This window comes from Leifsonia virtsii, from assembly GCF_030433675.1.
In the GTDB taxonomy this organism is placed as follows: Bacteria; Actinomycetota; Actinomycetes; order Actinomycetales; family Microbacteriaceae; genus Leifsonia; species Leifsonia virtsii.
On sequence record NZ_JAROCB010000002.1, the window covers coordinates 100,147 to 118,916 of the forward strand.

General features: G+C 72.6%; 18 protein-coding genes. 8 read left to right on the forward strand and 10 right to left on the reverse strand.

Going from position 1 to position 18,770, the window contains the following annotated elements; all coding sequences use genetic code 11:
• Window positions 1–6: 6 nt before the first annotated feature.
• Window positions 7–666, reverse strand: a complete 660-nt coding sequence (locus P5G59_RS06470; RefSeq protein WP_301217130.1) for a GntR family transcriptional regulator — start codon at window positions 664–666, stop codon at window positions 7–9.
• A gap of 151 nt (window positions 667–817) precedes the next feature.
• Here P5G59_RS06470 and P5G59_RS06475 point away from each other — a divergent pair, with 151 nt between their 5' ends.
• The 5 genes from P5G59_RS06475 to P5G59_RS06495 are packed head-to-tail and all read left to right on the forward strand — an operon-like array spanning window position 818 to window position 7,766.
• Window positions 818–2,860: a beta-galactosidase gene (locus tag P5G59_RS06475; RefSeq protein WP_301217131.1), complete on the forward strand. Its 2,043-nt coding sequence runs from the start codon at window positions 818–820 to the stop codon at window positions 2,858–2,860.
• Complete coding sequence (gcvPA, locus tag P5G59_RS06480) at window positions 2,857–4,245, forward strand: aminomethyl-transferring glycine dehydrogenase subunit GcvPA (protein ID WP_301217132.1); 1,389 nt, start codon at window positions 2,857–2,859, stop codon at window positions 4,243–4,245. The genes P5G59_RS06475 and gcvPA overlap by 4 nt, the downstream gene beginning before the upstream one ends.
• Window positions 4,242–5,858, forward strand: a complete 1,617-nt coding sequence (gcvPB, locus tag P5G59_RS06485) for an aminomethyl-transferring glycine dehydrogenase subunit GcvPB (RefSeq protein WP_301217133.1) — start codon at window positions 4,242–4,244, stop codon at window positions 5,856–5,858. Before gcvPA ends, gcvPB begins: the two co-directional genes overlap by 4 nt.
• A complete protein-coding gene (locus tag P5G59_RS06490) occupies window positions 5,842–7,017 on the forward strand; it encodes an ATP-NAD kinase family protein (protein WP_301217134.1) in 1,176 nt (391 codons plus the stop codon). The genes gcvPB and P5G59_RS06490 overlap by 17 nt, the downstream gene beginning before the upstream one ends.
• Window positions 7,008–7,766 (forward strand): SDR family NAD(P)-dependent oxidoreductase, encoded by a 759-nt coding sequence (locus tag P5G59_RS06495; protein ID WP_301217135.1) that lies wholly within the window; start codon window positions 7,008–7,010, stop codon window positions 7,764–7,766. Before P5G59_RS06490 ends, P5G59_RS06495 begins: the two co-directional genes overlap by 10 nt.
• Window positions 7,767–7,842: 76 nt before the next feature.
• Here P5G59_RS06495 and P5G59_RS06500 read toward each other — a convergent pair whose 3' ends face one another.
• The 5 genes from P5G59_RS06500 to P5G59_RS06520 all read right to left on the reverse strand — a co-directional run bounded on the left by P5G59_RS06500 (window position 7,843) and on the right by P5G59_RS06520 (window position 12,968).
• Window positions 7,843–8,238 carry a sigma-70 family RNA polymerase sigma factor family protein gene (locus P5G59_RS06500; RefSeq protein ID WP_301217136.1) on the reverse strand — a complete coding sequence of 132 codons (396 nt, stop codon included), beginning with the start codon at window positions 8,236–8,238 and terminating at the stop codon, window positions 7,843–7,845.
• On the reverse strand, window positions 8,201–9,853 hold the full coding sequence (qcrB, locus tag P5G59_RS06505) for a cytochrome bc1 complex cytochrome b subunit (RefSeq protein WP_301217137.1): 1,653 nt from the start codon (window positions 9,851–9,853) through the stop codon (window positions 8,201–8,203). Before qcrB ends, P5G59_RS06500 begins: the two co-directional genes overlap by 38 nt.
• Window positions 9,850–11,220 (reverse strand): NAD(P)/FAD-dependent oxidoreductase, encoded by a 1,371-nt coding sequence (locus tag P5G59_RS06510; RefSeq protein WP_301218780.1) that lies wholly within the window; start codon window positions 11,218–11,220, stop codon window positions 9,850–9,852. The genes qcrB and P5G59_RS06510 overlap by 4 nt, the downstream gene beginning before the upstream one ends.
• An 82-nt stretch (window positions 11,221–11,302) precedes the next feature.
• Window positions 11,303–12,196, reverse strand: a complete 894-nt coding sequence (locus tag P5G59_RS06515; protein ID WP_301217139.1) for an RNA polymerase sigma-70 factor — start codon at window positions 12,194–12,196, stop codon at window positions 11,303–11,305.
• Window positions 12,197–12,206: 10 nt separating this feature from the next.
• Entirely contained in the window at window positions 12,207–12,968 is a 762-nt protein-coding gene (locus P5G59_RS06520; RefSeq protein ID WP_301217141.1) for an SDR family oxidoreductase, read from the reverse strand.
• A 153-nt stretch (window positions 12,969–13,121) separates the two neighbouring features.
• On the opposite strand from P5G59_RS06520, the gene P5G59_RS06525 reads away from it, so the two are divergent.
• Window positions 13,122–13,517, forward strand: coding sequence for a sigma-70 family RNA polymerase sigma factor family protein (locus tag P5G59_RS06525; protein ID WP_301217143.1), 396 nt, complete (start codon window positions 13,122–13,124; stop codon window positions 13,515–13,517).
• An 80-nt stretch (window positions 13,518–13,597) separates the two neighbouring features.
• The gene (locus tag P5G59_RS06530) at window positions 13,598–14,191 is read left to right on the forward strand and encodes a VanZ family protein (protein WP_301217144.1); all 594 of its coding nucleotides are present in this window, start codon (window positions 13,598–13,600) and stop codon (window positions 14,189–14,191) included.
• Between the two features lie 7 nt (window positions 14,192–14,198).
• Here P5G59_RS06530 and P5G59_RS06535 read toward each other — a convergent pair whose 3' ends face one another.
• The 4 genes from P5G59_RS06535 to P5G59_RS06550 all read right to left on the reverse strand — a co-directional run bounded on the left by P5G59_RS06535 (window position 14,199) and on the right by P5G59_RS06550 (window position 18,171).
• A complete protein-coding gene (locus P5G59_RS06535; RefSeq protein ID WP_301217146.1) occupies window positions 14,199–14,633 on the reverse strand; it encodes a GNAT family N-acetyltransferase in 435 nt (144 codons plus the stop codon).
• Between the two features lie 9 nt (window positions 14,634–14,642).
• On the reverse strand, window positions 14,643–15,359 hold the full coding sequence (locus P5G59_RS06540) for an alpha/beta fold hydrolase (RefSeq protein ID WP_301217147.1): 717 nt from the start codon (window positions 15,357–15,359) through the stop codon (window positions 14,643–14,645).
• 224 nt (window positions 15,360–15,583) lie between these two features.
• The gene (locus P5G59_RS06545) at window positions 15,584–17,401 is read right to left on the reverse strand and encodes an amidase family protein (RefSeq protein ID WP_301217148.1); all 1,818 of its coding nucleotides are present in this window, start codon (window positions 17,399–17,401) and stop codon (window positions 15,584–15,586) included.
• Window positions 17,402–17,439: 38 nt separating this feature from the next.
• Window positions 17,440–18,171: a cohesin domain-containing protein gene (locus tag P5G59_RS06550; RefSeq protein ID WP_301217150.1), complete on the reverse strand. Its 732-nt coding sequence runs from the start codon at window positions 18,169–18,171 to the stop codon at window positions 17,440–17,442.
• 229 nt (window positions 18,172–18,400) lie between these two features.
• Here P5G59_RS06550 and P5G59_RS06555 point away from each other — a divergent pair, with 229 nt between their 5' ends.
• Window positions 18,401–18,700: a hypothetical protein gene (locus tag P5G59_RS06555; RefSeq protein ID WP_301217152.1), complete on the forward strand. Its 300-nt coding sequence runs from the start codon at window positions 18,401–18,403 to the stop codon at window positions 18,698–18,700.
• The last annotated feature ends 70 nt before the right edge of the window (window positions 18,701–18,770 follow it).

Genomic DNA, 18,770 nt, shown 5'->3' on the forward strand with positions numbered 1-18,770 from the left:
CGGGTGCTAGCTCAAGCGCTCCCACTTGATGCCGGCGTCGGCGAGGAGGCGGCGCATGCCGTTGGTCCAGTTCGCCGCGAGGGCGGCCTTCGCGGCCGGCACGTCGCGGTGGATGAGGTGCTCGGCGATGGCCGAGTGCTCCTCGGCCGAGCGCTCCACCAGCACGTCGTCGCCGACCAGCAGCGACTCGTAGCGGTGGATGGCGCTGCGCACCTGGGTGATCTGCTCCAGAAGCGTGTGGTTGGGGCACGCGCTCAGCATGAGGTTGTGCCACTCGTCGTCCTTGCGGTTGACGACCGCGTGCTCGGCCAGGTCGTCGGTGAAGGCGGCGGCCAGCGATGCGAGGCGCTCGCCGAGGGCGGCGAGCTCGTCGACGGGGGTGAGGTCGAGCGCCAGGCCTTCGAGGGTGACGATGATCGGGCAGAGCTCCTCGAACTCCTGCGCGCTGAGGGGCACGAAGCGGAAGCCCTTGCCGTTCTCGCTCTCGATCTGGCCTTCGCTCTCGAGGGCGATGAGGGCCTCGCGGAGCGGCGTGCGGCTGACGCCGAGCTCGGCCGCGAGCTGCACCTCGTTGATGCTCTCGCCCGGCCGCACCGCGCCTGCGCGCATGCGCGCGATCAGCTCTTCGCGCACCTGGGAACGCAGGTTCTTGCGCTCAATCGCCATATCGGAAACCCCTCCAGCCGGACCGCGCTTGGCCAGCTTAGGGGTTGACCCCGGCTGGCGAACGCCATAGCGTTACTGTATACAGAATACAGTCGACAGGGTCTGAAGACAACCGTCGACGTTCGCACGACGACCGACACCGAGGAGACCGATGACGATCCCCGCGCCGCGCAGCATCCGGCTCGACGCGCTCGCCTACGGCGGCGACTACAACCCCGACCAGTGGCCGGAGGCGGTCTGGGCCGAGGATGTGCGGCTCATGGTGGAGGCGGGGGTCAACCTGGTCACACTGCCGGTCTTCTCCTGGCCCCTGCTCGAGCCGGAACCCGGTGTGTGGGACTTCGGAGGTCTCGACCGCATCGTCGACCTGCTCTGGGAGAACGGCATCAAGGTCGACCTGGCCACCGCCACGGCGACGCCGCCGGCGTGGCTCGTGCGTGAGCATCCCGAGGTCCTGCCGTGGAACGCGGACGGCGTGCGACTGGAGTTCGGATCGCGGCAGTCGTACTGCCCGAGCTCCCCGGTGTTCCGGGGGGCGGCGCTGCGCCTGACCCGCGCGCTCGCGGAGCGCTACGGCGAGCATCCCGCCCTCGCGCTGTGGCATGTGTCCAACGAGTACGGCGACCACGTCGCGCGCTGCTGGTGCCCGGAGTCCGCCCGCCACTTCCGCCGCTGGCTGGAGGGCCGCTACGGCGACATCGCGGGGCTCAACGAAGCGTGGGGCACCAGCTGCTGGGGCCAGAACTACCTCGGCTTCGAGCAGATCGAGCCACCGCGCACCGCGACGGGGCCGATCAACCCGGCGCAGCTGGTCGACTTCGAGCGCTTCTCGTCCGACGCGCTGCTCGAGCTCTTCCAGGCGGAGGTGGAGGTGCTGCGCGAGGTCACGCCCGAAATCCCGGTCACCACCAACTTCATGAGCCTGTTCCGGGAGCTCGACTACTGGGACTTCGCCGCGGCGGAGGACGTCGTCACCGACGACGCCTACCCCGACCCGGCCGACCCGTCCGCGCACGTCGGGGCCGCGCTCAACTACGGGCTGATGCGCAGCCTCAAGGACGGCAGGCCCTGGCTCCTCCTCGAGCAGGCGCCGAGCGCCGTCAGCTGGCGCGACGTGAACGTCCCCAAGGCGCCGGGGCAGATGCGTCTCGGCAGCCTGCAGGCGATCGCGCACGGCTCCGACGGCGTGATGTTCTTCCAGTGGCGCCAGGCGAAGTTCGGCCCGGAGAAGTTCCACTCGGCGATGCTCGGCCACCGCGGGGAGCGCAGCCGCACCTTCCGCGAGACGAAGGCGTTCGGCGCGGAGCTGAAGAAGCTCGAGCCCGTGCGCGGGACGCGGGTGCGCTCGTCCGTCGCCCTGGTCGCCGACTGGGACGCCTGGTGGGGCGTGACCCAGACCGAGTCCATGCCCTCGCAGCGCCTCGACTGGCTCACCGAGGCCCGCGCCTGGCACGCCGCCGCGTTCGCCCTGGGCCAGCCGGTCGACGTCGCGCGCGCGGGCGGGCCCTTCGGCGACCACCGCGTGGTGCTCGTCCCCAACCTGTACGCCGCGACCGTCGAGCAGGCCGAGGCGCTCGCCGCGTTCGTCGAGGGCGGCGGGCAGCTCGTCGTCGGGCCGTTCTCCGGCGTCGTGGACCACCGCGAGCAGGTGCACGAGGGAGGCGCGCCGGGGCCGCTGCGCGACCTGCTCGGCGTCGAGGTCGACGAGTGGTGGCCGCTTCCCGCAGACGGCCACCGCACGGTCGAGCTCGCCGGGCGCGTGCACTCCACCCGGGTCTGGGGCGAGTGGATCGAGCCGCACGACGGCACCGAGATCCTCGCCCGCTTCGCCGATGGCGACCTCGCCGGGATGCCTGCGCTCACCCGCCGCGCCCACGGCGCCGGCTCCGCCTGGTACCTCGCGGCCGGTCTCGATGAAGAGGGGATGCGCGCCGTGCTCTCCGCCGTCCTCACTGCCGCCGGTCTCCCGCTCCGGGTTCCGGACACCGCGCTCGAGGTCGTCACCCGGACCGACGGCACCACCGACTTCACCTTCGTGCTCAACCACGGCCGCGAGGCCCGGACGGCCCCGCGCATCCCGGGCGGCATCGACCTGGTCACCGGCGCGGACGCCGGGGCGGGCCTGGCGCTCGGCTCGTTCGGCGCGGCCGTGATCGAGCATCCCGCACAGCACGCGAACGAGAGGCAAGCATGACCGACCCCTTCATCCATCCCTACGTGCCGAACACGGCGCCGGCGTCGCGGCAGGCGATGCTGGAAGCGGTGGGCGCGGAGAGCGTCGACGAGTTCTACGCGGACATCCCCGCCGACCTGCGCCTCGGCCGCGACCTCGACCTGCCCGAGCCGCTGATCGCCGAGCAGGAGCTGGTGCGCCACGTCGGCGGTCTGCTGCGGCGCAACCGCGCGGTCGACCCCGGGCGACTGTTCCTGGGCGCCGGCACCTATCTGCACGCGGTTCCGGCCGTGGTGGACGAGATCATCAACCGCAGCGAGTTCCTCACCGCGTACGCGGGAGAGCCGTACGAGGACCACGGCCGCTTCCAGGCGCTGTTCCAGTACCAGTCGCTGATGGGCGAGCTGCTGAACCTGGACGTCGTCAACGTCCCGACCTACGACGGCTATCAGGCTGCGGCGACGTCGCTCGCGATGGCGACCCGCATCACCGGTCGGCGCGGCATCGTCCTGGTCAGCGACGTCCACCCAGACAAGCTGTCGAAGGTGCGCGACTACCTCCGCCCGATCGCCGACCTGACGGTCGTGCCCGGCGCCGGCGCGGAGGCGGACGTGGACGCGGCGCTCGCGCACATCGGAGAGCGAACCGCGGCCGTCTGGGTCGAGTCGCCGAGCTTCCACGGCGCGCTCGAGACCCGCCTCCCGCAGCTCGCGGAGGCCGCGCACCGGGCAGGCGCCCTGCTCGTCGTCGGCACCGACCCGATCACCCTCGGCGTGATCGCGTCGCCCGCGGACCTCGGCGCGGACATCGTGCACGGCGACATCCAGTCGCTCGGCCTGCACCCGTGGTTCGGCGGCGCCCACGCCGGTTTCATCGCCGTCGCCGACGACCCGCGGCTCGTCATGGAGCTGCCCTCCCGTCTGTTCGGGCTCGCGTCGACGGACGTCCCCGGCGAGTACGGCTTCGGCGACGTCGCCTACGACCGCACCTCCTTCGCGCTGCGCGAGGAGGGCAAGGAGTGGGTGGGCACCGCGGCAGCGCTGTGGGGTATCGCCGCCGGCGTCTACCTCGCGCTGATGGGCCCGCAGGGCATGGCCGAGCTGGGGGAGACGCTGCTCGCGCGCACCGAGTACGCGCGGCGCACGCTCACCGCGCTGCCGGGCGTGGCCGACGCCGACGGCGCCGTGCACATCCGGGAGTTCGTGCTCGACCTGTCGGCCGCCTCCCTCACCGCTCCGGCGCTCGTGACGGCGTTGCGCCTCGACGGCTTCGAGCCCGGGCTCGCGCTCGACGACCACCGTCTGCTCGTGTGCGTCACCGAGCAGAACACCCAGACCGACATCGACGACCTCGCCGCGGCGTTCGCCGCCGCGCTCGCGAACGCTGAGAAGGAGAAGACCGCGTGAGCCTGCCGATCGCTGAGAAGCCCGCCCTCCGGCGGTTCCACCAGGCACGGTGGGACGAGCCGATCGTGTTCGAGCTGCACACCCCCGGCGAGCGTGGCGTGCTGCCGTCGCGTGCGGAGGAGGGGGTGCGCGCCCTGGTCGGCGACGTCGTCGCCGCGCTGCCCGGCACCCTCCGTCGCGAGGCCCCGCCGGCTCTGCCCGAGGTCGGCCAGATGCGTGTGCTCAAGCACTACCTGCGCCTCAGCCAGGAGAATCTCGGCGCCGACCTGAATGTCGACGTCGGCCAGGGCACGTGCACCATGAAGTACGCCCCGAAGGTGAACGAGACGATCGTGCGTACCCCGGACCTCTCGGAGCTGCACCCGCTGCAGGATCAGGACTCTGCACAGGGCGTGCTGGAGATCATCTGGCGCACCGAGCGGATGCTCGCCGAGATCTCCGGCATGAGCCGGGTCTCCCTGCAGACCGGCGGGGGGTCGGAGGCGATCTGGGCCAACATCTCCATGATCCGCGCCTACCATGCGTCCCGCGGGGAGGGCGAGCAGCGCGACGAGGTGATCACCACGATCTTCTCGCACCCGTCGAACGCCGCCGCCGCGAAGATGGCCGGCTACAAGGTCATCACGATCTTCCCCGACGCCGACGGCTACCCCGACCTGGATGCGCTGCGCGCCGCCCTGTCGCCGCGCACCGCGGCGATCATGGTCACCAACCCGGAGGACACCGGCATCTACAACCCGCGCATCCGCGAGTGGGTGGAGGCCGCGCACGCCGTCGGCGCTCTGGCGTCGTACGACCAGGCGAACGCTAACGGCATCCTCGGCATCACCCGGGCGCGCGACGCCGGGTTCGACGTCTGCCACTTCAACCTGCACAAGACGTTCGGTACGCCGCACGGCTGCGGCGGCCCCGGCTCCGGGGCGAACGCGGTGTCGGAGGCGCTGGTGCCGTTCCTGCCCGGCCCCGTGGTCGAGAAGGTCGGCGACCGCTTCGTGCTCGACGCCGACCGGCCGCAGTCGATCGGCTCGGTCGCGCCGTTCTACGGCGTGGTGCCGAACATCGTCCGCACGTACGCGTGGATCCGGGCCCTCGGCGCCCCTGGCCTGCGCGCGGTGGCGGAGACCGCGGTGCTGAACAACAACTACCTGATGAAGCGCATCCTCTCCATCCCCGGAGCGAGCGCCCCGTACGCGACGGGTCGCCGCCGGATCGAGCAGGTGCGCTACTCGTGGCAGCAGCTGTTCGAGGAGACCGGCATCAGCTCGGAGGAGATCGGTGTCCGCGCCGCGGACTTCGGGATGCACTACTGGACCAGCCACCACCCGTACGTGGTGCCGCAGCCGTTCACGCTGGAGCCGACGGAGTCCTACTCCAAGGCCGAACTGGACGAGTACGCCGACGTGCTGGCCGAGGTGGCGCGCGAGGCGCGGGAGACCCCGGAGGTCGTCCGCACCGCACCGCACAACCAGACTGTGCACCACACCCACCACGACGACCTCGACGACCCGGAGCGCTGGGCGGTGACGTGGCGCGCGTACCGGCGGAAGTACTTCGGCGAGAGTGCAGCGTCCGGCGTCGCGTCGGCGTCGGCCTCCGATGAGGAAGCGGCGTGACCCGGTGACGCTCGGTCTCGTCGTGAACCCGTTCGCGGGCGTCGGCGGCCCCGCCGGCCTCGCCGGGAGCGACGGGGCGGACGTGCAGCGGGAGGCGCTGCGGCGCGGTTCCCGTCCGCGGTCGGGACAGCGCGCGGCCGAGGCGCTGCTGGTGGTCGCGGCAGCGCATCCCGGCGCCGCCGTGCTCACCGCCGCCGGGGCGATGGGAGAGGACGCGGTGCTCGCCGCCGGGCTCACACCGCGCGTCGTCCACCGGCCCTCGCAGCCGTCCACCCCGGACGACACTGCACGGGCCGCGGCCGCGGTGCGTGCCGCGGGCGCCTCGCTCGTGCTGTTCGCGGGCGGCGACGGCACGGCACGCGACGTCGCGCGCGGCGTGCCGTCGGGCACACCGGTGCTCGGCATCCCGGCGGGCGTCAAGATGTACTCGGCCTGCTTCGCCGTCGGGGCCGCCGCGGCCGGTGCGCTCGCCGCCGAGTGGATGTCCGGCCGGCCGGTGCCGACGGCGGACGCCGAGGTGCTCGACCTCGACGAGTCGCTGCTGCGCGCGGGTCGGCCCGACCCGCGGCTCTTCGCCATCGTGCCCGTCCCGGTCGCCGCCGGACGCACGCAGGCCCGCAAGGCGGCGACGCCCGCGACCGAAGGCGAGGCCGTCCAGCGCGCCGCCGCAGGCGCTGCCGCGCGCATGGAGCCGGGCGTCCGCTACCTCCTCGGTCCGGGCGGCACGACGCGCGCGCTCGGCCGCCTCCTCGGACTCGACACCACTCCGCTCGGCGTGGACGTCGTCCAGGACGGCCGCCTGCTCGCGCGCGACGTCACCGAGCAGCAGGCGTACGACGCCGTGGTCGCCCGTCCGGCTCGGGCGGTCGTGACCGTGATCGGCGGCCAGGGCTTCCTGCTCGGCCGCGGCAACCAGCAGCTCTCCGCGCGCGTGCTCGCGGCGCTGGGCGAGCATCCCCTGCTCGTCGTCGCCACCGAGCAGAAGCTCATCGACCTCGCCGGCCGGCCCCTGCTGGTCGACACCGGCGACCCTGCGCTCGACGCGCGGCTGGCCGGCCACGTGACCGTGGTCACCGGTCCCGCGACGTCGAGCATCTACCCTGTCACTGCCGTCGCCACCGCGGCGGCCCCCAGAGAAGGAGCATCCGAATGCGTCTAGCCGGCAGAACCGCCATCGTCACGGGAGGGGCCGGCGGCATCGGCCGTGCCACCTCTCTCGCCTTCGCCGCCGAGGGCGCGCGCGTCGCCGTCGTCGACCTGCAGCAGGAGGCGGCGGAGGCCGTCGCCGACGAGATCCGCGCGGCCGGCGGCGAGGCGATCGCCATCGCGGCCGACGTGTCGTCCGAGCCGGACGTCCAGGCGGCCGTCGCCGCAACAGTCGAGGCGTTCGGCGGCATCGACGTCGCCTTCAACAACGCGGGCATCATCCGGCGCACGACCGCGGTGGAGACGACAGTCGAGGAGTGGGACCGCGTGTTCGGCGTGAACGTGCGCGGCATCTTCCTCATGTGCAAGCACGTGGTGCCGGTCATGGCCGAGGCGGGCGCCGGATCCATCATCAACACGGGCAGCGGCTGGGGCCTCAAGGGCGGCGGCCAGGCCATCTCGTACTGCGCGTCGAAGGGCGCGGTCGTGAACATGACCAGGGCGCTGGCGATCGACCACGGGCCGCAGGGCATCCGCGTGAACTCGGTGAACCCGGGGGATGTGGACACGGGCATGCTGCGCGACGAAGCCCGGCAGCTCGGTCAGGAGACCGGGTCGTTCCTCGCGGAGGCCGCAGACCGACCGCTGCGCCGGATGGGGCAGCCGACCGAGATCGCGGCGGCCGTCGTCTGGCTTGCGAGCGACGAGTCCTCCTACGTCACGGGCTCGGCGCTCGTGGTCGACGGCGGCGGCATCGCCTGACGGCCGTCGCGACTCGTCACGAATCGACGCGATTCGTGACGAATCCCCGCCGTTCGTGACGAATCGCGCGCCGCGGTCACCAGTGGCGGAGCTTGTCGGGGTTGGTGACCAGCCAGGCACGGTCGACGCACGTGCGGCCATCGAGGGCGATCACCGCGACGGGGACGCCTGCTCGCGAGGCCCGCAGGCCGGGGCGGCCGTTGACCGAGCACGCGTCGAGGCGCAGGCCGTCCGGTGCGCCGAGCGTGACCGCGAGGAGCGTCAGCGCCGCGGTGACGCCGTCGGCCGGGCCGTGCGCGCGGCCGGCGACGCCACCGGAGTCCACGACGACCTGCACCTGGGGCGCCAGCAGGAGCCCCAGGCGGACCGGGTCGCCGGAGAGGTACGCGTCGCGGAACGCGGCGACCAGCGCCGCGAGCGGACCCGTCTCCGCCTCACGCCGCGCCCGCCCGCTCCTGCGCGATCGCCTCATCCGTCCGCCCTCCGCCGACCTGGCCGTCGTGTTCCTCCCGCTGCTCCCCGGGCGGCACCGGCTCCAGCCGGTCCTCGAAGTACACCCTCGACAGCGCCGCCCTCAGCCGTTCGGAGAGCCGCAGCCGGCCGTCCTGATCGGGCCGGGCGTCAGCGGGATGCGCGGCGGCAGGGCCCGCGAGCCTGACCTGCTCGTCCGTATCCACCCGGGCATGCAGCTCGACGTACTCGCCGCCGGGCAGCCGCACGATCCGGCCCGTCTCGTAGCCGTGCAGCAGGATGTCGCGGTCGCGCTTCCGCAGCGCGAGGCAGACCCGGCGGGTCACCCAGAACGCGAGCGGGGGACCGGCGACGGCGAGCACCTGGTAGGCGGCGACGACCGACTCGACGGCCACGTGGAAGTGCGTGGCGACGAGGTCGGCGCTGGCCGCTCCCCAGAGCACGCCGTAGAAGAGGAGCCCGGCCACGCCGATGCCGGTCCGGGTCGGCTCGTTCCTCGGCCGGTCGAGCAGGTGGTGGTCGCGGTGGTCGCCGGTGATCCACTCCTCGACGAACGGGTAGACCGCGACAGCGAGCAGGAACAGGCCGACGACGGCCAGCGGGACGAGGACGGCGAGCGTCCAGGTGCGCCCCAGCCATTCCACCTCCCACCCCGGCGGGATGAGCCGCAGCGCGCCGTCGAGGAACCCGGTGTACCAGTCCGGCTGGCTGCCGGCGGAGGCGTCGCCGGGCGACGACGGACCGTACAGCCAGACCGGGCTGATCGTCACCGTCGCGCCGACGAGCAGGATGGCCGCCGTCACGATGGCGAACAGGCCGCCTGCCCGCGCGGCCAGGTTCGGCAGCACGGGCACGCCGACGATGCGTTCCTCGGTCCGCCCGGGGCCGGCGAACTGCGCCGGCCGGTTCACGTAGGCGCTCCGCCAGCGCGCGGCGAGCAGCAGCACGAGCAGCACCGGCACGACCGCGACGTGGATCGGGTACAGGTTCTCGATGATCCGGCCGGGGAACTCGCCGCCGAACAGCAGCGCCGACAGCCAGGTCCCGACCACCGGGATGCCGAGGACGATGCCCTCCACGATCCGCAGGCCCGTGCCCGAGAGCATGTCGTCGGGGAGGGCGTACCCGCTCCAGCCGCCGAGCAGCGCCGTCAGGCCGAGCCCGAAAAGCAGCAGCCACGACAGCCGGCGCGGACGGCGGAACGCGCCGGTGAAGAAGGTGACCGCCAGCTGCAGGAGCAGCGCCGCGGGCAGCAGCAGCCCCGCCCAGTGGTGCGCCTGCCGGAGGAGCAGACCGCCGGGCACCTCGAACGAGATCGCGAGCGTCGACCGCAGCGCCTTCGACATCTCCGCTCCGGCGAGCGGCAGATACGGGCCGTCGTAGACGACCCGCGTCCCCGATGGCGTGTACCAGAACATCAGCAGGAACCCGGTGGCGAACAGTACGACGACGGAGGCGAGCGCGACCACGCCGAACAGGTTCGTCCAGTGCAGCGGCACACGTCGCGTCCGCAGCTCGGCGGTCAGGGCCGCCGCGCGCCGGCCGGCCGCCGTGTTCGCGAGCAGGCGCGAGGCGCGCGCGGTGAACGAGGGCCGCGGCCTCCGGTCGACGCTCATCGCACGCTCCCGGCCGGCTCGCGCTGCGCCTCGGGCACCGCCTTGTGCATCGCCCGCGGCGCCTCCCCGCCGACGAACGCGCGCCGCGGATGCTGCACCGACAGCAGCGACACGATGTCGCGTCCGAAGAGCACGGCGGTCGCCCACACCAGCAGCACCCGCACCTTCCGCTCCCACGTCGGGATGGCGAGCACGTGGTAGCCGCGATGCATCACCCACGCGAGGAACCCGGTGATGACGATGCCCTTCCACTGGAAGATGCCCTTGCCGAGCCCGAGGGTCGCGACCACGCCGAGGCTGTGGTGCACGTAGTCCTTCGGCTCGCGCCCGCGCAGCGTCGCGACGATGTTCTTCGCCAGCAGGCGCCCCTGGCGGACCGCGTGCTGTGCGTTCGGCACGGTGACCGCTCCCGCGATCGGCGACGCCAGGTCGGGCACGGCGGCGTCGTCGCCGGCCGCCCACGCGTCCGGGACGACATCCTCCGGCGTCCCCACCCGCAGGTCCGCCCGCACCATCACCGAGCCGCGGGACGTCACCGGCAGGTCGGTGTTGCGCGCGACGACCGGGTTGGCGCCGTTGCCGGCCGTCCAGACGATGGTGTGCGCGTCGAACTTCTCGCCTGTCGACAGCACCAGATGGCCGCCCTCAGCCGACACCAGCTGGGTGTCCAGGTGGATGTGCGCGCCGCGCTGCTCCAGCGACCGCACGACCCAGCGGCCCGGTCCGTCGGTGACCTCGGGCAGGATGCGGTCGCGCGCCTCGATCAGGTGGAACGACAGGTCCGAGAAGCGCAACTCGGGATACTGCCGGAGCAGAGCGGTCGCGAGCGACAGCGTCTCGCCGAAGCCTTCGACGCCCGAGAAGCCGCCGCCGACGAATGCGACGGTCAGCACGCGCGTGCGCTCCGGTCCCGGAGGCAGCACGGAGGCACGGTCGAACGCGTCCAGCAGGCGGTCGCGGATCGCCACCGCCTCCTCCACATGCTTCATGCCGATCGCGTGCTCCTTCACCCCGGGGATCGGGAACGTGCGCGTCACGGCGCCCGCGGTCACCACGACAATGTCGTAGCCGAGGTCGAACGGCTCGCCGTCCTCCGGGGCGACGGTGACGGTCTTCGAGGCGTGGTCGATGCGGGTGACGGACGCGTGGATGAGACGGGCCCGTTTCAGGTGGCTGCGCAGCGCGACGGCGGCGTGCCTGGCCTCGATGGAGCCGGCCGCGACCTCCGGCAGGAACGGCTGGTAGGTCATGTACGGGCGCGGGTCGACGACGACGATCTCGGCCTCGTCCCTCCTGAGCTTCTTCTCCAGGTTCCAGGCCGTGTAGAACCCGGCATAGCCGCCGCCCACCACGAGGATCCGGCGCATCGTGCTGCCTCCTGTCTCACCGAAAGGTGCTCTCATCAGCTAAGACAAGACAGCGCCTCGGAATGTGACAGGTCGGCGGGATTCAGGCGGGGACGGGCAGGCGCTCCAGCTTCTCCGGGTTGAGCACCCACTGCAGCCGGCGGATGCCGGCCTCGGTCACGTCGAGCGCGATGAACGCCACGACGGCGCCGTCGCGGACGAGCACCGCGGCCGGAGCGCCGTTCGCTTCGACGACGTGCACCGTCCCGTCCCAGAACCGGGTGTGGAAGGCGTGCACGTACTTCGCCACGGTCTCCCGGGTGAACACCGGGATGCGGGACGCGCGGGCGAGGCCGCCGCCGTCCGAGTAGCTGACGATGTCGGCCGCGAACAGCTTCTCCAGCTCGGCGATGTCGCCGGACTGCGCGGCCTCGAGGAAGGCGTCGAGCATCCTGCGCTGCTCGGTGTGGCCGACCTCGTGCACGTCGCGCTCCTCGGCGAGGTGCTTGCGGGCGCGGCTGACCAGCTGCCGGGCGGACGCCTCAGACCCCTGCACCACCTCCGCGATCTGCGCGTAGGGGTAGTCGAACGCCTCCCGCAGCACGTAGGCGGCGCGTTCCGTCGGCGTCAGCTTCTCCAGCAGCACGAGCACGGCGAACTCGAGCGCCTCTCCGCGCTCCGCTCCCAGTGCCGGGTCGGCGCTCGTGTCGACCGGCTCCGGCAGCCACGGACCGACGTAGCTCTCGCGGCGGGCGCGGGCCGACGTCGCGTGGTTGATGGCGAGCCGCGTCGCCGTGGTCGCGAGGAACGCGGCGGGCTCGCGCACCACGGAGCGGTCGGTGCGCTGCCAGCGCTCCCAGGTGTCCTGCACGATGTCCTCGGCGTCGGCCACCGTGCCGAGCATCCGGTACGCGATCCCGAACAGGCGGGGACGCACCGCCGCGAACTCGGTCGCGGCGGTGTCGAGGTCCTCGTGCTCTGGAGCGCGTCCCGGCATCGGCCGAATGCTACCGGTCCTGCTCCAGCCAGCGGGAGTACGTCGTGCTCCCGTACTGCTGGCGCGTGACCCGCGGGTCGTTGCCGGGGGTGAGGGAGCGGTCGTCGACCGTCCCGCCGTAGTAGCCGGCCGACGGGTCGGTGCGCACCCCCCGGCTGTCCCCGCGGGCGGCGAACAGGCGTCGGGCGAGGTCGTCGAGCCGCAGCTGCTCCGGACCGGCCACCTCGACGACGTCGTTCAGCGGCTCGGCGACCGCGACCTCCGCCAGCGCAGCGGAGACGTCGGCGGCCGCGATCGGCTGCATGAGCACGTCGGAGAGCACGGCCGTGCCGTCCCGCGTCGCACCGTCGGCCAGGGCGCCGATGAACTCGAAGAACTGCGTGGCCCGCACGATCGTGAACGGCACACCGGACTCCCGGACGATGCCCTCCTGGAGCACCTTGGCCCGCATGTACCCGATGTCGGGCATCCGGTCGGCTCCGACGATCGACAGGACGACGTGGTGCCGCACGCCGGCCTCCTTCTCTGCGGCGACGAGGTTGGTGGCTGAGCGCTCGAAGAACTCCCGCACCGCGTCGTCCGCGAACGACGGCGCGTTCGGAACGTCGACGACCACGTCGGCCCCGCGCAGCGCGCCGGCCAGGCCGTGGCCGGTGACGGCGTCGACCCCGGTCGACGGCGAGGCGGCGAGCACCTCGTGGCCGGCCTGCTGCAGCAGCTCGACGGCCCTCCGGCCGATCAGGCCGGTCCCGCCGATGACGACGATCTTCATGCGATCCTCCGTTCCGCGCGCGGACGATCCACGCGCACATCAGCTCTGACCGGAGAGCCCCGCGATCTGTGACAACAGCAGAGGGATGTCACATCCGGGCGGGCTGCCTGGTCTCATCTGTGTCCGGGTCATCCCGGCGACGGAGGGAGCACCATGTCGCTGATCGCGCTGCGCACGCCCGCACACCGGGGCCGTCGGCGGAGGACGGTCGGCGCACTGCGCTCCGCCGCGTCCTCCCGCGACCTCCGCCGGTTGCGGGAGCTCCTCGCGCCCGACGTCGCCGTCGTCGTGGATGCGGGAGAGCCCGACCGGGCCAAGGTGCGGGTCGTGCACGGCCCGGACGACGCCTCGCTGCTCCTCGTGCACGCCCTGTCGGCCCGCGACGGCCAGGAGGTGGCCGAGCGACCGGTGAACGACCGGCCTGGCCTCGTGGTGAGCCGCGGCGGCCGTCCGACGGCGGCGATCGCCGTCGACCTGGCCGACCGGCTGGTCAGCGTCGTATGGGTGCGGCTCGACCCGGCCCCGCTGCGCAGGGGCATGGCGGTGTAGGCACGATCCGCCTCCCGGTGTACGGGGTCGCGACTCGCGGCCGATCCGCCGGCGCGTTCCGGATTCCTAGGCTCGGGCAGGTGAGCACCGCCATCCCCGCCTCCCACGCCCGCCGCCGCGACCACCGCGTCCTGATCGGCGGGCTCTTCGCCGTCTACCTCGCGCTCCTCGTCTGGGCGGTGCTGTGGAAGCTGGGCGTGCCGTCGCTGCACGGCGGCGACACCCGCGCGATCAAGCTCGTGCCCTTCGTCGCGGGCGACGGCTACGGCGAGAGCGGCCCGTTCGAGATGATCGCCAACGTCGCCCTGTTCGTGCCCTTCGGCGTCTACCTCGGGCTGCTCGCGCCGAGGTGGGGATGGTGGCGGATCGGCGCGCTCGCCGCCGTCGTCAGCGTCGGGTTCGAGACCACCCAGTACGTGCTGGCGGTGGGCAGCTCGGACGTCACCGACGTCATCCTGAACACCGCGGGTGCGATCGTCGGGGTGGCGCTGCTCGCCGCCGCGCGTCGGGCGCTTGGCGCGCGGACCGCCTCCGTGCTCGCCGCAGTGTGCGCCGCGGGCACGGTGCTGGCGCTCGCCGCGAGCGCGGCGTTCGTCGCCGGCCCGGTGCGGTACGGCCCCCCTCCGGGCGAGGCGCCGCACCTGCGGCCGTGGCACGGCGCCGAGCGGGGCTGACCGCTCGTCACCCGCCCTCGCCGGACGAGCGCAGCCCCGGCAGCTCCGGGTCGACCAGGTCCGCGTAGTCCGGGTTGCGGTCGAGGAAGGCCCGGACGATCGGGCACAGCACGGTGACCGTCAGCCCGCGCGACCGCACGTCGTCGAGCACGCGGCGGATCAGCTCCGTGGCGACGCCCTGCCCGCGGTACTCGGGGAACACGGCGGCGGCGACGAGCACGAGCCGCTTCTCGGAGGGAACGGTGTAGCTGAGGCCGCCGACCACCGTGTCTCCGGAGATCGCCTCGTACGTCGACTCCGCCTTGTTGTCGGTGACGAAGAACGTGATCGTGGGGGAGTGCTCCTCCGCACGCACCTCGTCGATCAGCACGACCTGGTCCTCGGTGAGCGTGCCGACGCCGTCCGGGTAGCCGGCCTCGTCGGGGTATTCGAAGTCGTTCATGGCCATCGGTCAACCGACCGCGTCGATCGCGTCCGCGATGACGCCGACCACGCGGTCGGGGTGCGACCACATCACTAGGTGGGGCGCCCCCTCGATCTCGGTGACGCCTCGGAAGTCGCCCCTCTGGTACCCGAAGCGCTCGACGTCGGGGTTGATCGTGCGGTCCGCTCCCGGCACGATCCCCCACGCGGGTTTGGTCTTCCAGGCGGCGACCGGAGCGGCCTCCTCGAAGGCGATCGCCGCCAGGGGGCGCTGGGACACGGCGAAGACCTGGGCGACAGCAGGGTCGATTCCCCGGGCGAAGATGTCGGGGAACGCGTCGACGTCCACAGAGACGTCCGTGCCCGGGTCGGAGCCCGAGACCGGGAACGGGGTGAAGACGAGCGCCTTCGCCAGGGGCGAGTCGGGGAACCTGCCCTGCAGCTGGTTCAGGTTCTCGCCCTCGTCGAGGGCGTACCCGGCCAGGTAGACGAGACCGACGACGTTGTCGGCGGCCCCGGCGATCGTGGTGACCGCGCCGCCGTAGGAGTGGCCGACGAGGAGGACCGGCCCGTCGATGTGCTCGACGACGGACCGGATGTACTCCGAATCGGACAGCAGGCCGCGGTTGGGGAGACCGGGCACGCGCACGGTGTGCCCCTTGTCGAGCAGCTGCCGGGTGACCGGGGTGAAACTCCCCGCGTCGGCGAATGCTCCGTGGATCAGGACGATGGTCGGTGTGGCCATGAGAGTTCCTCGCTTGATTCTTCTGGTGATGCCCGAGCGGGCGAATGCGATGTCCCGCCCTCGGAGTGGAGGGCGGTCGGGGAGGCGTGTGGAACTGCTCGGAGCATAGGAGCCCCGCCGCCGCAGCGGCAAGGGGAACCGGACGTCCCATCCGGACGACAGCGCCCGGCCGAGCGCGATGCTCGACCGGGCGCTGTCCCCGTTACCGGGAGGGTGTCAGGCGCTCACCCCAGCGGACCGTAGAACGCGGGCGCGGTGCGCGCGTGCGTGGCCTGCTCGAAGGAGTACGCCAGTCCGATGAGCTGACCCTCGCTGTAGTCGCGCCCGAGGAACTCGAGGTTGACGTTCGCGCCGGTCACGGTGTTGTCGGCCGCGATGGCCTTGCCCATCGGGACGGTCACCGCCGGCATGCCGGTGTTCGGGCTCAGGCGCATGTTCGTCGACTGGGTGCTGTACGGCGTGCCGCTCGGGTAGACGATCGCATCCAGGTCGTTGTCCTCCATCAGCTGCGTCACCAGGGCGTTGCCGGTGGCGATCGCCTGGGTGTGCGTCCCGGTCGGGCCTGCCCAGTTCTGGTACGTCGTTTCGGAAACGTTGTCGCGCGAGGTGTAGATCGAGTTGCGCGAGACGACGTTGCGGCCGCTCGCCAGGATGTCGGCGATGGACCGCGCCTGCACCTGCGGGGCGAGGTGGTTCGCGATGTACGTGTTCAGGTCGTGCTTGAACTCGTTCGTGCTGCCGCTCGGCTCGCTGAGCACCGCGTTGAAGCCGGTGGTGGCGGTCAGCGGAACGACCGTCGCGCCCTGCGCGGCGAGGGTCGCCTGCGCGTCCGCCCACAGCCGGGTCACGGTCGCGTTCGAACCGATCATGGAGGTGACGAAGCCGATGCGCGCACCCTTCAGCGCCTCCGGGTCGAGCGAGGCGGTGTAGGAGGCGGGCACCTTGCCGGTCTGCTCGGACGTGATCGGGTCGGCCGCATCCACACCGGTCACGGCGTCGAGGGCGACGGCCGCGTCGGTGACGCTGCGGGCGATCGGGCCGCCGGTGTCCTGGCTGAGGGCGAGCGGGATGATCCCGTCGCGACTGGTCAGACCGACGGTGGGCCGGATGCCGACGAGCGCGTTGTACGTCGAGGGCACACGGATCGAGCCGCCGGTGTCGGTGCCGAACCCGATCCCGGCGAGGTTGGCCGCGATGGCCGCGCCCGTCCCGCCGCTGGAGCCGCCGGCCGTCTTCGTCGTGTTGTACGGGCTGGCGACGAGCAGGGACTGCCCGGCCGGCTGCCCGGAGGAGAACTCGGAGACGAAGCCGTACGCGAACTCGTCGAGGCTGGCCTTCGCGAGCAGCACCGCGCCCGCCTTGCGGAGCCCCGCGACCATGGTGGCGTCGGTCGTGGTCTGGTTGTCGTCCCAGCAGCCGCAGCCGCCCGTGGTGGGCATGTCGGCCGTGTCGTAGTTGTCCTTCACGGCGATCGGGACGCCGAGCAGCATGCTCGTCATCCCCTTCTCGGCCCGGGTGGCGTCGGCCGCAGCCGCCGCGGCGAGGGCCGTGGAGTTCGTCGTGATGATCGAGTTCAGCGCTCGGCCGCCCGGCTCCACGACGGTGCGATCGTAGGCGGCGATGCGGTCGAGGTAGCTCTGAGTGAGCTTCACCGAGGTCGTGACGCCGGCGTTCATCGCCGCCTGCATGTCGATCACGGACGCCTCGACGAGCTGGAACGGGCCGTCGTCGTAGATCATCCGCTGCGACAGCCCGGCCAGGTCGACGGCGGTGATCGTGCCGTCGCCGTCCACGTCCGCCTTCGCCACGCCGGCCCAGCCGGGCGACGTCGTGGTCTCGCCGAGGTGGCCCGCGAGCGCGCTCAGGTCGGCGCGCGTGACCTGCTCGTCGCCGGTCAGGTCGAGCGCCGTGTAGTACGGCGCCAGGAAGGCCGCACCGGTGGTGTCGGCGGGGGCGGCCGTCGCGGCGGGCACGGCGACGGCCCCGGTGGCGACCAGGCCGGCCAGGGCGGTGGACGCGAACATGATCCGGCTCTTCCTCATCGCCGTGCTCCTCTGCTTGGTTGTGCGGTTCCGGGATGTCATCGGGCCCCTCCTGCGCGTCGGCGGCGGACGGCGGTCAGCACCACGGCCGCGGCGCCGAGGAGGACCAGGAGGACGGCGCCGCCGACCCACGGGGCGAGGTCGACGTTCTGTCCGGTGCTGGCGAGGGAGCCGCGGGCCGAGTCGGATCCGGAGGACGTCACCGATCCGGGGTCGCCGGCGGTCCCGGTCGTCGGTGTGCTCCCCCCGGGAGTTCCGGAGGACGCACCGGTGACGGTGATCGACGGGCTCGCGGCCACGTTCGTGGTGGTGGCGGAGACGTTCGCGGCGTCGATCAGGCGCAGCGAGCTCACCGCGATGGCGGTCGCGCCGGGCGCCTCGGCGGTGAACTGCAGCGTGAAGGCGACCGTGCCGGCGAGTGCGGGCGAGCTGCCGAGGCGGGTGTGGATGACGTCGACGGTGCCGCCGGACGCGGTCACGGTGTCGAACCCTCCCGCCGGCGCGGTGGCCGAGCCGGCGACGTACGAGACGATGGCCGGATCGAAGCTGAACGTGGCTTCGTAGGCGTAGACGTCCGTCGCCGCTGCGAGGGTGACAGTGGCGTCGAACGTCGCGCCGTCGGCGACCGTCGCCGGGGCGGTGACCGTGACGGTGCCGCTGGTGGGAGCGGCGCTGGCGGGGGCGGCGGTGCCGACGGCGACGCCGGCTCCGATCACCGCCGCCAGGGCGAGGGGCAGGAGGCGCGAAAGACGCCTGGTGCGATGGTGCATTCGGGTGACGACCTTCCTTTGGGGGGGTGAGTGCCTGCGGCCCCACCGGCCAGGGAGGAGGATGCGTCGGAGGTGATGACGGCGACCGGCCGGCCCGCTGGGCCGGCTGCTGGAAGGTGGCGCCGTCGACTCTCGTGACGTTAGGGCCCCGCTGTTTCCGCCGGACCGCGAACGTGTTTCTGTGAAGTTACACAGACAACGGATCCAGTCCGCACGGCAGACTGGCGCCATGACGACCGCGCCCCGTCCCCGCCGGTTCCGCTTCAGCGGCTGGCTGATCGCAGCCGGCGCCTTCGTCACCGTGCTCGGTGTCACGTGGGGTCTCGCCGCCAAGGCCGCGGCCGAGCATTCGGCCGTGAGTCCCGGCACGATGCCGACGCTTCCTGTCCACGTGTACGCGCAGATCACACAGCGCGCCGCGGTGCCCGACTACGTGGGGCTCTGGATGGGCCTCGCCCTCGCCGCCATCGGCGCGGTCGTGCTGCTCGTCGGCGCCGCGAGCGCATTCGTATCCGCACGGACTGCATAGCCTCGGTTCGCGTCGCGGGACAGAGAAAGGCCCGCGCCGTCGCCCCCGATCGGCGCGGGCCGCCGTCGCT

Coding starts and splice junctions, on each gene's coding strand:
- P5G59_RS06470 (WP_301217130.1), bottom strand. CDS start 666: ATGGCGATTGAGCGCAAGAACCTGCGTTCCCAGGTGCGCGAAGAGCTG.
- P5G59_RS06550 (WP_301217150.1), bottom strand. CDS start 18,171: ATGCACCATCGCACCAGGCGTCTTTCGCGCCTCCTGCCCCTCGCCCTG.
- P5G59_RS06510 (WP_301218780.1), bottom strand. CDS start 11,220: ATGCGCCGGATCCTCGTGGTGGGCGGCGGCTATGCCGGGTTCTACACG.
- P5G59_RS06490 (WP_301217134.1), top strand. CDS start 5,842: ATGAGGAAGCGGCGTGACCCGGTGACGCTCGGTCTCGTCGTGAACCCG.
- P5G59_RS06500 (WP_301217136.1), bottom strand. CDS start 8,238: ATGAGGCGATCGCGCAGGAGCGGGCGGGCGCGGCGTGAGGCGGAGACG.
- P5G59_RS06520 (WP_301217141.1), bottom strand. CDS start 12,968: ATGAAGATCGTCGTCATCGGCGGGACCGGCCTGATCGGCCGGAGGGCC.
- P5G59_RS06525 (WP_301217143.1), top strand. CDS start 13,122: ATGTCGCTGATCGCGCTGCGCACGCCCGCACACCGGGGCCGTCGGCGG.
- P5G59_RS06495 (WP_301217135.1), top strand. CDS start 7,008: ATGCGTCTAGCCGGCAGAACCGCCATCGTCACGGGAGGGGCCGGCGGC.
- P5G59_RS06545 (WP_301217148.1), bottom strand. CDS start 17,401: ATGAGGAAGAGCCGGATCATGTTCGCGTCCACCGCCCTGGCCGGCCTG.
- P5G59_RS06535 (WP_301217146.1), bottom strand. CDS start 14,633: ATGAACGACTTCGAATACCCCGACGAGGCCGGCTACCCGGACGGCGTC.
- qcrB (WP_301217137.1), bottom strand. CDS start 9,853: ATGAGCGTCGACCGGAGGCCGCGGCCCTCGTTCACCGCGCGCGCCTCG.
- gcvPA (WP_301217132.1), top strand. CDS start 2,857: ATGACCGACCCCTTCATCCATCCCTACGTGCCGAACACGGCGCCGGCG.
- P5G59_RS06475 (WP_301217131.1), top strand. CDS start 818: ATGACGATCCCCGCGCCGCGCAGCATCCGGCTCGACGCGCTCGCCTAC.
- P5G59_RS06555 (WP_301217152.1), top strand. CDS start 18,401: ATGACGACCGCGCCCCGTCCCCGCCGGTTCCGCTTCAGCGGCTGGCTG.
- P5G59_RS06515 (WP_301217139.1), bottom strand. CDS start 12,196: ATGCCGGGACGCGCTCCAGAGCACGAGGACCTCGACACCGCCGCGACC.
- P5G59_RS06540 (WP_301217147.1), bottom strand. CDS start 15,359: ATGGCCACACCGACCATCGTCCTGATCCACGGAGCATTCGCCGACGCG.